At 64.9% G+C, this 13,426-nt stretch carries 13 protein-coding genes; 11 read left to right on the top strand and 2 right to left on the bottom strand.

All coding sequences use genetic code 11. The features are described 5' to 3' along the window. The first annotated feature begins 17 nt into the window (after positions 1 to 17). Positions 18 to 1,127, top strand: coding sequence for a THUMP domain-containing class I SAM-dependent RNA methyltransferase (locus EP237_RS07980; protein ID WP_127559896.1), 1,110 nt, complete (start codon positions 18 to 20; stop codon positions 1,125 to 1,127). Here the strand turns inward: EP237_RS07980 and EP237_RS07975 are convergent. Further along, positions 1,124 to 1,861 (bottom strand): ATP-grasp domain-containing protein, encoded by a 738-nt coding sequence (locus EP237_RS07975; protein WP_127559894.1) that lies wholly within the window; start codon positions 1,859 to 1,861, stop codon positions 1,124 to 1,126. The genes EP237_RS07980 and EP237_RS07975 overlap by 4 nt on opposite strands. 35 nt (positions 1,862 to 1,896) lie before the next feature. Between EP237_RS07975 and EP237_RS07970 the strand changes: the two genes are divergently transcribed. Further along, positions 1,897 to 2,103, top strand: coding sequence for a DUF2256 domain-containing protein (locus EP237_RS07970; RefSeq protein ID WP_338068157.1), 207 nt, complete (start codon positions 1,897 to 1,899; stop codon positions 2,101 to 2,103). Here EP237_RS07970 and pncA read toward each other — a convergent pair. Continuing rightward, on the bottom strand, positions 2,090 to 2,680 hold the full coding sequence (gene pncA / locus EP237_RS07965) for a bifunctional nicotinamidase/pyrazinamidase (protein WP_127559890.1): 591 nt from the start codon (positions 2,678 to 2,680) through the stop codon (positions 2,090 to 2,092). The genes EP237_RS07970 and pncA overlap by 14 nt on opposite strands. 166 nt (positions 2,681 to 2,846) lie before the next feature. Between pncA and EP237_RS07960 the strand changes: the two genes are divergently transcribed. The 9 genes from EP237_RS07960 (at position 2,847) to EP237_RS07920 (ending at position 13,419) form a co-directional block, all read left to right on the top strand. Beyond that, on the top strand, positions 2,847 to 4,385 hold the full coding sequence (locus EP237_RS07960) for a glutamate synthase-related protein (RefSeq protein ID WP_127559887.1): 1,539 nt from the start codon (positions 2,847 to 2,849) through the stop codon (positions 4,383 to 4,385). Positions 4,386 to 4,435: 50 nt separating this feature from the next. Then, positions 4,436 to 5,728 (top strand): NAD(P)/FAD-dependent oxidoreductase, encoded by a 1,293-nt coding sequence (locus tag EP237_RS07955; RefSeq protein ID WP_127559885.1) that lies wholly within the window; start codon positions 4,436 to 4,438, stop codon positions 5,726 to 5,728. 72 nt (positions 5,729 to 5,800) lie between these two features. Then, the gene (locus EP237_RS07950; protein WP_127559883.1) at positions 5,801 to 7,033 is read left to right on the top strand and encodes an alpha/beta hydrolase; all 1,233 of its coding nucleotides are present in this window, start codon (positions 5,801 to 5,803) and stop codon (positions 7,031 to 7,033) included. Further along, on the top strand, positions 7,030 to 7,323 hold the full coding sequence (locus EP237_RS07945) for a DUF1330 domain-containing protein (RefSeq protein ID WP_127559881.1): 294 nt from the start codon (positions 7,030 to 7,032) through the stop codon (positions 7,321 to 7,323). Before EP237_RS07950 ends, EP237_RS07945 begins: the two co-directional genes overlap by 4 nt. 69 nt (positions 7,324 to 7,392) lie before the next feature. Further along, a complete protein-coding gene (gene trhO / locus EP237_RS07940) occupies positions 7,393 to 8,304 on the top strand; it encodes an oxygen-dependent tRNA uridine(34) hydroxylase TrhO (RefSeq protein ID WP_127559879.1) in 912 nt (303 codons plus the stop codon). Beyond that, entirely contained in the window at positions 8,301 to 9,365 is a 1,065-nt protein-coding gene (locus tag EP237_RS07935) for an AbrB family transcriptional regulator (protein ID WP_240661571.1), read from the top strand. The genes trhO and EP237_RS07935 overlap by 4 nt, the downstream gene beginning before the upstream one ends. A gap of 147 nt (positions 9,366 to 9,512) precedes the next feature. Beyond that, positions 9,513 to 10,067, top strand: a complete 555-nt coding sequence (locus tag EP237_RS07930; protein WP_127559877.1) for a helix-turn-helix domain-containing protein — start codon at positions 9,513 to 9,515, stop codon at positions 10,065 to 10,067. Positions 10,068 to 10,078: 11 nt separating this feature from the next. Further along, positions 10,079 to 12,526 carry a GcvT family protein gene (locus EP237_RS07925; RefSeq protein ID WP_127559875.1) on the top strand — a complete coding sequence of 816 codons (2,448 nt, stop codon included), beginning with the start codon at positions 10,079 to 10,081 and terminating at the stop codon, positions 12,524 to 12,526. Next, positions 12,523 to 13,419 carry a homocysteine S-methyltransferase family protein gene (locus tag EP237_RS07920; protein WP_127559873.1) on the top strand — a complete coding sequence of 299 codons (897 nt, stop codon included), beginning with the start codon at positions 12,523 to 12,525 and terminating at the stop codon, positions 13,417 to 13,419. The genes EP237_RS07925 and EP237_RS07920 overlap by 4 nt, the downstream gene beginning before the upstream one ends. Positions 13,420 to 13,426 lie beyond the last annotated feature (7 nt).

Below are 13,426 nucleotides of genomic sequence, written 5' to 3'. Positions count from 1 at the left end.
GGGCTAGGCAAGCCCCCATGAGCGACCTGTTTGACATCTTTCTTGTGGCCCCGCCGGGGCTGGAACCTGTGCTGGCCGAAGAGGCCCGGGACAAGGGGTTTGCCGATCCCTCTGCGGTGCCTGGTGGCGTCGCGATCAAGGGCGATTGGCCCGAGATCTGGCGGGCGAACCTCGTGTTGCGGGGGCCGGCGCGCGTGCTGGTGCGGGTGGCGGCGTTTCGGGCGATGCACCTGGCGCAGCTGGACAAGCGGTCGCGCAAGGTGGACTGGGCGGCGGTGCTGCGGGCGGACAGGCCGGTGAAGGTAGAGGCCACGTGCCGCAAGTCGAAGATTTACCATGCGGGCGCGGCGGTGCAGCGGGTGAGCACGGCGATCAGGGAAACGCTTGGGGCGGAGATCAGCGATACAGCCGAGATCGTGGTGAAGGTCCGCATCGACGATGATCTGTGCACCATCAGCCTCGATACGACCAGCGAGGCGCTGCACAAGCGCGGGCACAAGCCCGCCGTGGGCAAGGCGCCGATGCGGGAGAACCTGGCGGCGCTCTTCCTGCGGCAATGCGGGTATGACGGGTCGGAACCGGTGGTCGATCCGATGTGCGGGTCGGGGACGTTTCCTATTGAAGCCGCAGAGATTGCGGCGGGGCTTTATCCGGGCCGGTCACGGGGCTTTGCGTTCGAGGGGCTGGCGGGGTTCGACCCCGAGGCGTTTGAGGCAATGAAAGCAGCGGTTCAGCTGCGGACGCCCGAGGCCCGGTTCTACGGCTTCGACCGGGATGCGGGCGCGGTGAAGAATGCCACCGAGAACGCGGACCGGGCCGGCGTCGGCGCGTATTGCCAGTTTGCCCGGCAGGCGGTCAGCGATCTGGAACCGCCCGAGGGGCCGCCGGGTCTGGTCATCGTGAACCCGCCCTATGGCGAGCGGATCGGCAATAGAAAGCTGCTGTTTTCCGTCTACGGCGCGCTTGGCAAGACGTTGCTGGAGCGGTTTGCCGGCTGGCGTGTCGGGTTGATCACCAGCGATGGCGGGCTGGCCAAGGCGACCGGGCTGCCCTGGCTGCCGACTGAGGCCCCGGTGGCCCATGGCGGGCTGAAGGTGACGCTGTGGCGGACGGGGGCGTTGCGTTAACGGGTGCTTTGCGTATCCTTCCGGATCTCGTCCCATCTTGCCGTGATCAGGTTGGCGTAGTGGATGGGTGCCAGCCCATAGGCCCCGATGGCGTAGCCGTCATTCACCTCTACAACGACGGTGCGGCCACCCTCGGTCACACCGAAATCGAGCGCGTAGCCCATGGGGCCGTCTGAATAGGCATTGACCGCAGATCGGATCACCTCGGGGTCTGGGAAGATCAGCGCATCACCCTTGTAGGGGCGCAGGTCGATCATGTCGCCACGGATGACAAAGCAACGATATTCCGACATCAGGGTGATCGGCTCGGCGCAATCGATGGGTTCTTCGTCTGGGATATGTGCGGTCGGGATCAGGTCACGGAACGAGGAGAAGAGCTGCCCGGTAAATGACTTGAGACTGTCGGGGCGCGGTTTGGCGAAGATCGTTTCGCCCGCACTGACCCTTGCCCGCAACTCCTTCATCGTGCTTTGCCAAATCCGACGTCCCGCGAAGGGCATTAGTTGGTCGGGGATGCTTTCGATCATCGGAACAGTCAGCCCAAGCTTGCGCATGCCTCTTTGCGCAAAGCCTACGCCGCCCACCACGATATCGCCTTCGTTCAGTTCCAGCGTATCCAAGCTATCGGGCGTGAACATCCGAACCTCTTCGCCGAGGCTCAGGAACCCCATACGGGCGGAAACGCGGTTCAGGCTGAAAACGTGATCGTCGGGTTTCAGAATGTGGACAGTCATGAAATAGAGGCCTTTGGGTTGGGGTGGGGTGGGGTATGCTGGACGGGCAGGAGCCTATTGGCAAGTCATCGCACTGGCCTAAGTCCCTGCGCATGACCCATAAGAAGCCCCATCTGCCAACCAAGACCTGTGCGTCCTGTGGCCGTCCGTTTGCGTGGCGGAGGAAATGGGCGAAGGTCTGGGACGAGGTTCGCTATTGCTCGGACCGGTGCCGGCGGGAGAAGACTGTCAGGCGAGGGTGACACCCGCCCCGACCATCCCCTCCAGCGCCGCTGCAAGCGACCCGTCAAAGTCGATGGCGCGGCAGAGGTCCTGGCGGACGGTCACGGTGAAGCCCAATCGGGCGGCGTCCACGGCGGAGTAGTTCACGCAGAAATCGGTGGCGAGGCCGACCATGGTGAGCGTGTCGATGCCGCGTGTGCGCAGGTAGCCCTCCAGCCCCGTGGGCGTGGTCTTGTCGTTCTCGAAAAACGCCGAATAGCTGTCGATCGCGGGGTTGTAGCCCTTGCGGATGATCAGATCCGCGCGGTCGGTCATCAGGTCCTTGTGGAAATCCGCGCCGGGGCTTCCCTGCACGCAATGATCGGGCCACAGGACCTGCGGGCCGTAGGGCATCTCAGTCAGGGTCATCGGCGCGGCCCCGTGGTGCGAGGCGAAGGAGGAATGGCCCGATGGATGCCAGTCCTGCGTCAGGATCACGGCGTCGAAATCCCCCATCAGCGCGTTGATGCCGGGGACAATTGTATCGCCGTCTGGCACGGCCAACGCGCCGCCGGGGCAGAAATCGTTCTGGACGTCGATGACGATGAGGGCATGCATGGGCGGGTTCCTTTCCGGGGTTCCTTCAAGGGGTAGTCAGGCAGGCGCTGCCCGTCAATGCACGTGCGGAGCTGCACCGGGGTGAACAGCGGTTGTGCGCGGGTGCGTCTATGTCGGGGAAGGGGGCCGCCATAGGCTGACCGGTAGCCGCACGCAGGAGGACCCCATGACCGAAACACCCATCATCGCCGCGAAGAGCCCGGCCAAGGTCGAGCTGACCGAAGGGGAAAGCTATACTTGGTGCCGCTGTGGCCGGTCTCAGAACCAGCCCTTTTGCGACGGGTCGCATCGGGGGACGGGGATGACACCCGTGTCGTTCAAGGCCGAGGAAACCGGGACGGCGTTTCTATGCCGGTGCAAGGCCACCGGGAACGCACCCTTCTGTGATGGAACGCATTCGAAGCTGGAGGGGTTGGAGCCGGGCGCTGCCTCCCCCCCGCCGAAAGGCGATGCGCCCATGGCAGAACCGACGCCCGAGGAACCCACGGTCGCCCGCATCCATGCGCTGGCGCGTGACGGGCTGAGCCAGCTTGGCCATCACGGCGAGATGGGGGCCATGGGTGTGCCGCGAAAGGACCTGCCCCATTGGGATGACCTGCAGATCCTTCCCGCGCAGATGGCGCGCAAGCCGCTGCTGGATGACGCGCATGTGTCAACGAAGGTGGTGATCGGGCCGCGCGCGGCACGACCGCTGGTGCTGGATATTCCGCTGTTCGTGTCCGACATGAGCTTTGGTGCGCTGTCGCAGGAGGCCAAGGTCGCGCTTGCCCGTGGGGCGGAACTGGCGGGGACCGCGATCTGTTCAGGCGAGGGGGGCATGCTGCCGGAGGAGCAGGCGGAGAATTCGCGCTATTTCTATGAGCTTGCCTCGGCCCGGTTCGGGTGGCAGCCAGAGTTGGTGGAGCGCGTGCAGGCCTTTCACTTCAAGGGTGGGCAAGGGGCCAAGACCGGCACCGGCGGGCATCTGCCGGGCAACAAGGTGACCGACAAGATCGCCGAAGTGCGCGGGCTGGAAAAGGGGCAGGATGCGATTTCGCCGTCAACTTTCCCCGACCTGACCACGCCCGGCGATTTCGCACGGGTTGCCGATGAGGTGCGCGAAAGGTCCGGCGGCATCCCGATCGGGTTCAAGCTGTCGGCCAATCATATCGAGGCCGATATCGACTTCGCGCTTGAGGCGGGGGCCGATTACATCATCCTCGACGGCCGGGGCGGCGGGACCGGGGCCGCGCCTTTGATCTTCAGGGACCATATCTCGGTGCCGACGATCCCGGCGCTGGCCCGCGCCCGGCGGCATCTGGATGCGCGCACGGGGCGCGAGGTGACGCTGGTCATCACCGGCGGGCTGCGGGTGGCCGAGGATTTCGCCAAGGCGATGGCCCTCGGGGCCGACGCGGTCGCGGTGTCGAATTCGGCCATTCAGGCCGTGGGCTGTGTGGCCGCGCGCATGTGCAACACCAACAACTGCCCCGCCGGGATCGCCACACAGAAGCCGGAACTGCGCCGGCGGCTGGATGTGCAGGTCAGTGCCGACCGGCTGGCGCGGTTCTTTGGGGCATCGGTGGAGCTGATGCAGGTGCTGGCACGGGCCTGCGGACATGACAGCCTGTCGGGATTCCGCGAGGACGACCTGACAAGCTGGAAGAAGGAGATGGCAGAGCTGAGCGGCGTGCGTTTCGCGGGGGTGGGCGCGTTCCGCGATTGACCGGCACCGCGCGGCGGTGTTCGGTGTGAGGCGAAGCAAAAGGTGCCGCCATGATCGCCAACGAACGTCCCGTCATTGCCGATAGCTTGTGGAATGCCACGGCCAATCCCGCCCCCGATTGCCCGCCTCTGGTCGGCGATGTCGAGGCTGATCTTGCCATCGTCGGCGGCGGGTTCACCGGGTTGTCGGCTGCGCTCCATGCCGCCGAGGCGGGGCTTCGCGCCGTGGTGCTGGAGGCGGAAAGCCCCGGATGGGGTGCGTCGGGGCGCAATGGCGGGCAGGTCGATCCGGGGCTCTATGTGGACCCGGACGCGGTGGAAACCCGGTTCGGCCGGGACATGGGCGCGCGGATGGTGACCCTGATGGGAGGCGCCGGGAAGCTGGTGTTCGACCTGATTGCGCGGCATGGCATCCAATGCGACGCGCGGCCCGTGGGCTGGATCAGGGCGGCCCATAACGAGGCAGCGTTACGGGACATTCGGGGCAAGGTCGCGCAATGGCAGCAGCGCGGGGCGGATCTGCGGTTTCTGGAGCGTGACGAGCTGGCCGCGATGCTGGGGACCGACAGCTATGTCGGCGGGCTGATCGATATGCGCGGCGGCAATCTGCACCCTTTGAATTATACGCTCGGGCTGGCCGAGGCGGCTTTGCGGGCCGGGGCGGGGGTGCATGGGCAGTCACGTGTTGTCAGTGCCGGGCGGGAGGGCGCGGCTCATGTGCTGCGCACTGCGCGCGGGTCTGTCCGGGCGGGCAAGGTTCTGCTTTGCACCAATGGCTACACGGATGGTCTGGCCCCGCCGTTGGCGCAGGAGGTGGTGCCGGTCCGGTCCGTTCAGGTGGCGACCGATCCCTTGCCGCCGGACGTGGCGGCCAGCATCCTTCCGGGCCGACAGGCGCCCTCTGACCTGCGGCGCCTGTTGCTCTATTTCCGTATGGATGCGGCGGGTCGCTTCATCATGGGTGGGCGCGGGGGCTATGGCGACCGGGTGACACTGGCGCGGATGGAGGCGCTGCGTCGGGTCAGCGTGAAGATGTACCCGCAATTGGCCCCCTTTGGCTGGCGGCATGCCTGGGGCGGGTTCGTCGCCGTGACGCCGGACCACTACCCTCGGCTGGTGCGGATCGGGCCGGGGATGATGGCGGGGCTTGGCTATAACGGCCGTGGCGTGGCGCAGGCGACGGCCATGGGCAGGCTGATGGCGGAGTGGGCCGCAGGACGGCCAGAGGCGGAGCTGGATTTCCCCGTGACCGAACCGCAGCCCATTCCGTTTCACGGGCTGCGGCGGCTCGGGGTGGCGGCGACGGTGCTGAAGTACCGGATGCTCGATGGCTTGGGGCTATAGCGGCTGCGGGCAAATCCCTTGCTAAATGGCGGAAAACCTTCAATCCTTTGAAGGAAGGAGATTTCTGCCCTGATGCGCTATGAATTTGCCGACTGTGTGTTGGATACCGAAAGCTACAAGCTCTATCGCGACGGCGCTCCGCAGCCCGTTGAACCGCAGGTGTTCGATCTGTTGCGGGTTTTGGTGGAGAACGCCGGAAAACTGGTGTCACGGGATCAGCTGATCGCGCAGGTCTGGGGCGGGCGCATCGTGTCTGAGGCGACGATCAGCGCCCGGATCAATGCGGCGCGCAGCGCGGTTGGCGACAGCGGCAAGGCGCAGACGGTGATCCGCACCGTGCCGCGCCGGGGGATTGAACTGGTGGTGCCGGTCGCGGCCGCCGGGCAGGCGCCACCCCCTCCGCAGATGGCGGAGCGTGCGCAAAACCAGACGATCCGCTACACGACTTCCGCCGATGGAACACAGCTGGCTTTCGGGGTGTCCGGCCTTGCGGATGGGGCGCCTGTGTTGCGCGCGTCCCACCACGTCACGCATCTGGAAATGGATTGGGTCAGCCCGTTCTGGCGGCCGTTCTTCGACGCGATTGGGGGGCAACACCGGCTGATCCGCTATGACATGCGCGGCACCGGGCTGTCGGACGGGGCCGGGACCGACCACGACAAGGCCCGGCATGTAGAGGATCTGGCCGCGGTGGCCGATGCGGCGGGGCTGGACCGGTTTCCGATCCTGGCCAATCTGAACAGTGCCGCGGTTGCCATCCGCTATGCCGCCGAGAACCCCGACCGGGTCAGCCGGCTGATCATCCAGCAAGGCTATGCACGTGGGCGGGCCTTGCGGGGTGGCGCGTCCGAGCCGTCCGAGAATGACCCGTTCGTCAATCTGCTGCGCGGCGATGGCTGGGGCGATCCGCAGAACGGGTATATGCGGGCCTGGATGTCGATGACAGCGCCCACTCTGACTTATGACGAGGCCACTGCGATGATCGAGCTGATCGCTGCGGCGTCCTCGATCAGCGACGTGCTGGCCAGCCGCCAGACCATCGACCGCTTTGACGCGCGGCCCTATCTTGCGCAGGTGCAGGCCCCGACGCTGGTCATCCATGCCCGTAGCGACATCGTGCATCCGCTGGCCGAGGGTCGGGTGATTGCAGCGGGCATTCCCGGGGCGGAGTTTCGCGTTGTCGAAAGCGCCAATACGCTTTGCGTGCCGTCCGATCCGACCTGGGCAGAGCAGACGGAGGCGATCCTGGATTTTCTCGCCCGTGACTCGGGGAAGGCGAATTCGGTGGAAGGATCGACATCATGACCGCATTCGTCATTGGCCAGATGCAGATTCACAGCCGCGACTGGATGGAGGCCTATTTCGCCAAGATCCCGGATGTGGTGGCCGCCCACCAGGGGCAGTTCATCGTGCGCGGCGGTGATCCCGAGCGGCTGGAAGGAGAGGCGCCGCTACCGGACGCGGCGTTCATCATCGCGTTTCCGGACCGTGACCATGCGCGGGCCTTCTGGGTTTCGGACGCCTTTCAGACCCTGGCGGTATTGCGACGGTCAGGCTCGACTCTGAACGCTGTTCTGGTCGACAAACTGCCCTGACGCCTGCGGCAATGCGCAACCCGTGCCGCCATCTTGAAGGCCCCCGCCCGGCGGGTGTATGGAACGGGCATGTATACTGTTGCCGCGCTCTATCATTTCACCCGGTTCGAGGATCCCGACGCCCTGCGCGCGCCGCTTCGCGACCTGTGCGAGGCCGAGGATGTGCGCGGGTCGCTGCTGATCGCGTCGGAAGGGATCAACGGAACCATCGCGGGGCCGCGCAAGGGCATCGACGCGGTGCTGGCCCATATCCGCGCCCTGCCCGGCTGTGCTGATCTGGAGTGGAAGGAAAGTACCGCCACCGATGCCCCCTTCGCCCGCATGAAAGTGCGGCTGAAGAAAGAGATCGTCACCATGGGCGTGCCCGGCGTCGACCCCAAGGCGAAGGTGGGGCATTACGTGCGGCCCGAGGACTGGAATGCGCTGATTTCCGCGCCGGATGTGGCGGTGATCGACACCCGCAACGACTACGAGATTGCGATTGGCACCTTCGAGGGCGCGGTGGACCCGGAAACCGCGACGTTCCGTGAATTCCCGGCATGGTGGGAAGAGAACAAGGACCGCTTTCACAACAAGCGGATTGCCATGTTCTGCACCGGTGGCATCCGCTGCGAAAAATCCACCAACTACCTGATCGAACAGGGGGTGGACGAGGTCTATCACCTCAAGGGCGGCATTCTTCAGTATCTGGAGGATGTGCCGGAAGAGGATAGCCTGTGGCACGGGGAATGCTTCGTTTTCGATGAGCGTGTGTCGGTTGGGCACGGGCTGAAGGAAGGGCCGCATCTGCTGTGCCGGGCCTGCCGCCGCCCGCTACTGCCCGAGGACACCAAGCGCGCCGAGTATGAACATGGCGTGTCCTGCCATCAGTGTCTGGACGAGCATAGCGACGCGGATCGCGCCCGGTTCCGCGAGCGGCAGAAGCAGATCGAACTGGCGAAGGCGCGGGGCGAGCGGCATCTGGCTGGCGGTCCGGTTTGAGTTCCGACGCGACCCTGTTTCAAACGACATCCGCACGCACTGCGCTTGCCCTGCTGATCGGCATCGGATCGGGCGTCTTCGCCTATCTGATCGGGATGCCGCTGCCCTGGATGCTGGGGCCGATGATCGGCAACACCATCGCCGCGATCCTGCATGCCCCGATTGCGCCGCCCGCCCGGCTCCGCCCCATCGTGATCCCGGTGATCGGCGTCATGCTGGGGTCTGGCATCACGCCGGAGGTTTTGGACGCGATTGGCGATTGGGCGATCAGTTTCCTTGTGTTGCCGCCCTTCCTGATCGTGGCCGCCGGGGCGTCGTTTCTGTTTTACCGGCTGATCGGCAAATACGACCCCGTCACCGCCTATTTCAGTGCCATGCCCGGCGGGCTGAACGAAATGCTGATCCTCGGCGCTGAACAGGGGGGCGACGAGAAGCGCATCGCGCTGGCCCATGCCAGCCGCATCCTGCTGGTCATCGGTTTCGTGGCGCTGTTCTTCGGATTGGTTCTCGGGGTGACGTCTGGCGGGCGGGGCGGGGCCGTCTGGGTCGGGCTATGGGAACTGGACCTGACCGATTATGCGGTGCTTGCGGCCTGCGCGGTTGCGGGGGTGTATCTGGGCAAGGTTCTGCGGTTGCCCGCGGCGGCGGTTCTGGGGCCGATGCTGCTGTCGGGCATCGCGCATTTCTTTCATATCGTCGATGTGCCGCCGCCCACGGTGCTGGTGATCGCGGCGCAGGTCGTCATGGGCACGGTCATCGGCTGCCGCTTCATCGGGGCGAGTGTGCGCGAGGTGGGACATGATCTGTTCCTCGGCTTTTTTTCGACCGTCGGGATGCTGATCACCGGGGTGGGGTTTGCCGCCGTGGTCGCGGCGCTGACAGACACCGAGCTCAGTCAGGCCTTTCTCGCCTACTCCCCCGGCGGCCTGACCGAAATGAGCCTGCTGGCCTTCGCCATGGGCGGCGACATCGCCTATGTCTCGCTGACCCATATCGTTCGGATCGTGATCGTGATCTTTTCCGCCCCGCTGGTCTTTCGCTGGCTCGGGCGCGGTGGCTGAGCCCGTTTCCATTTCCTGAGTTTTCCAAAAACGACACGCACGGCGTCGCATTTTTCCTTATTTTCAAGGTCGATGAAAAAACCTTTGACAATTTCACGGGCGCATTGTGAATGTTTTAAGCGAAATTTCACGGTCATCGGCTGAACCATGCAACACCCCTCCCTCGGAGCTGACCTCAGATCCCTGCGCAAGCTGCGTGGGCTGACGCTGGAGGATCTGGCCGCACGGTTGGGCAAATCGGTCGGCTGGATCAGCCAGGTGGAACGCGACATCTCCACCCCCCGCGTCAGTGACCTGCGCGACATCGCAAAAATCTACGAGGTGCCGCTGTCGCTGTTCTTCGGCAAGGCCACCGGCCCGGAAAACGAGATGGGCCGCGTGGTGCGCGCCGCCAATCGCCGGAAGGTGGGCGAGCAGGATGGCGGGCTGGTCGAGGCGCTGCTGTCGCCCGATCTCACCGATTCATTTGAAGTGGTGCATTCGACCTTCCAACCCGGATCGTCGCGCATGGAGCGGACCAGCCGCCCCACACAGGAACTGGCCTTCGTCATGTCGGGCAAGCTGGATATCTGGCTCGATGACGATGCTTTCACCATCCGCGCGGGCGACAGTTTTCGCGTGCGCGACCAGTCTTACCGTTGGGCCAATCCCTATGATGAGCCCGCCGTCGCAATCTGGGTGATCTCACCCCCCGTCTATTGAAAGGATCCGCCATGGCCGCTTTTCCCACATCCGCAAAGGTCGTCATCATCGGGGGCGGTGCCGTTGGGGCATCCAGCCTCTATCACCTGGCCAAGAAGGGCTGGACCGACTGCGTGCTGCTGGAAAAGAACGAACTGACGGCGGGCTCGACCTGGCATGCGGCGGGGAATGTGCCGACCTTCTCGACCTCATGGGCCGTCATGAACATGCAGCGCTATTCGACCGAGCTATATGCGCGCCTCGGCGAAGAGGTGGATTACCCGATGAACTACCACCAGACCGGGTCGATCCGGCTGGCGCATTCAAAAGAGCGGATGCAGGAGTTTGAACGCGCCAAGGGGATGGGCCTGCAACAGGGCATGAACCTTGAGATTCTGACGCCCGAGGAGGTCAAGGCGCGGTATCCCTTCATCGAGACGCATGACATCAAGGGGGCGCTCTACGATCCGAACGACGGCGATATCGACCCCGCGCAGCTGACGCAGGCGCTGGCCAAGGGCGCGCGCGACATGGGGGCCAAGATCCTTCGTTTCTGTCCCGCGACGGGCGTGACGCAGAAGGACGATGGCAGCTGGATCGTTCATACCGACAAGGGCGATATTGCCTGTGACTACGTGGTGAACGCGGCCGGATACTATGCGCAGCAGGTCGGCGAATGGTTCAAGCCCTATGGCGGGCGTACCGTGCCGATGATGGTGATGAGCCATCAGTATGTGCTGACCGAGGAAATCCCCGAGATCGAGGCATGGAGCAAGGAAAACGGCCGCAAGCTGCCGCTTCTGCGCGATGTGGATGTGTCTTACTACTTCCGGCAGGAAAAGCACGGCTTCAACATCGGCCCCTATGAGCCGAACTGCAAGGCGGAATGGGCGGGCTCGCCCGACGAGGTGCCGAACGATTTCAGCTTCCAGCTCTGGACCGATGACCTGGAGCGGATCGAGGACATCGTGGCCGATTCGATGGAGCGTGTGCCGCTGGCCGCCACGGCTGGCATCAGCCGTATCATCAACGGCCCGATCCCCTATGCGCCCGACGGGATGCCGCTGCTCGGGCCGATGCCCGGCGTGACAAACGCGTTCGAGGCCTGCGTGTTCACCTTCGGCATCGCGCAGGGCGGTGGGGCTGGCAAGGTGCTGGCCGAATGGATCGTCGATGGCGCAACAGAGTGGGACATGTGGGCCTGCGACCCGCGCCGCTACACCGATTATACCGACCATGACTACTGCGTGGCCAAGGGGATGGAGGTCTATGGCAACGAATATGCCATGCATTTCCCCTGGCACCGCTGGCCCGCTGCGCCCGACCGCAAGCTGTCGCCTGTCCATGACAAGATCAAGGCGCTTGGCGGCGTGATGGGCGACTATAACGGGTGGGAACGGGCCAACTGGTTCGCGCATCCGGGCGATGACACCAGCGAGGAATCGACGCATACTTGGGGCCGATCCGGCCCGTGGGAGCAGCGGATCAAGGAAGAATGCGAGGCGGTGCGCGATGCCTGCGGCGTGCTGGACCTGCCTGGTTTCTCGCGCTTCTGGGTCAAGGGCGAGGGCGCGGATGAATGGCTGCGCGGCTTCTGCACCGGGGGCATTCCCAAGGTGGGGCGCATCGGCCTGATCTACGTGGCTGATGCCCGTGGCCGCATCCTGACGGAAATGAGCTGCATTCGGCTGGAAGAAAACAGCTTCGTCCTGATCACGGCGGCCACCGCGCAGTGGCATGATGGCGAGCTGGTGAAACGGTCCGTGCCCGAGGGCGTGACCGTGACCGAGACCACCCGCGACCGGGATTGTCTGATCGTGGCAGGCCCGACATCGCGCGACGTTCTGGCCGGGCTGACCGATGCCGACCTGTCCATGGGCTGGCTGACCCATCAGCACGCGACCGTCGCGGGAAAGCCTGCCTTCCTGATCCGCGTGTCCTTCACCGGGGAACTGGGGTGGGAGGTGCATGCCGCGAACGAGGATATGCCCGCCATCTATCAGGCGATCATCGACGCAGGCGCCAAGCCCTTCGGCATGTGGGCGCTGAATTCCCTGCGCATCGAAAAGGGCTATCGCGCGTGGAAGGGCGATCTGTCCACCGACTACACCTTGTTCGAAGGCGGGCTGGACCGGTTCGTGAAGCTCGACAAGCCGCAGGATTTCACCGGCAAGGCGGCGCTGATGTCCGAAAAGCAGCAAGGCTCGAAGAAGCGCTTCGTCACGCTGATCGTGGACGCGGGCGATTGCGATGCGCCTTACATGTCCTGCCTGTGGCATGACGGGCAGATCGTGGGGGAAACCACCTCTGGCGCGTGGGGGTATCGCCTGAATGCCTCGGTTGCGCTTGGCATGGTGCGGGCCGATCTGGCGGTGCCGGGCACGGAACTGGAGGTGGAGATCTATGGCGAACGGTTCCGTGCGGTGGTGCAGGAAGACCGGCCGCTGTGGGATCCGGAAAACGAAAGGCTGCGTGCATGACGCAGATCACCCTTCTGGATGGGTCGATCGGGCAGGAACTGGTGCACCGCGCCGGGGACCGCCCGACGCCTCTGTGGTCCACATCGGTTATGCTGGACCGGCCAGAGCTGGTGCGCGCCGTCCATGGCGATTACTTCGCCGTGGGGGCGAGTATTGCCACCACCAACACCTACGCGGTCCTGCGCGACCGGCTGCGCCCCGAGGGGCTGGAAGACCGCTTTGCCGACCTGATCGAAACGGCACTGCGCGAGGCCGAGGCGGCGCGTGATGCCCATGGCGGCGGCCGGATTGCCGGGTCGCTTGGGCCGCTGCGTGCCTCTTACCGGCCTGATCTGTGCCCACCCGAGGAGGTGGCTGCCGCCGCCTATGGGGAACTGGTGCAGATGATGGAGGGGCGGGTTGACCTGTTTCTGATCGAAACCGTGTCCTCGATCCTTCAGGCGCGCGGGGCTCTTGCGGGCTGTGCCGAAACCAGGCTGCCGGTCTGGCTTTCGGTTTCGGTCGATGATGAGGACGGCACGCGGTTGCGGTCGGGCGAAGCGCTGAGCGAGCTGGCGCCGGTGGTGGAGGAGTTCCGCCCTGACGCCCTGCTGGTCAACTGTTCCCGCCCCGAGGCGATCGCCGCGGCGCTGATCATCCTGAAACCGCTCGGCCTGCCAATGGGGGCCTATGCCAACGGGTTCACGCAGATATCGGACGGCTTTCTTGAGGATCGTCCGACCGTGGATGCGCTGACGGCGCGCAAGGATCTCGGCCCTGCCGAATACGCCGATTTCGCCATGGGTTGGGTCGATGCCGGTGCCAGTGTCGTCGGCGGCTGCTGTGAAGTCGGCCCCAACCATATTGCAGAACTTGCCCGGCGGCTGACCGCTGCGGGCCACACGATCATCTAAGGATAGT

The organism is Nioella ostreopsis, from assembly GCF_004000255.1.
GTDB classification, from domain to species: domain Bacteria; phylum Pseudomonadota; class Alphaproteobacteria; order Rhodobacterales; family Rhodobacteraceae; genus Nioella; species Nioella ostreopsis.
This window is presented reverse-complemented; position numbering and strand designations above follow the sequence as displayed.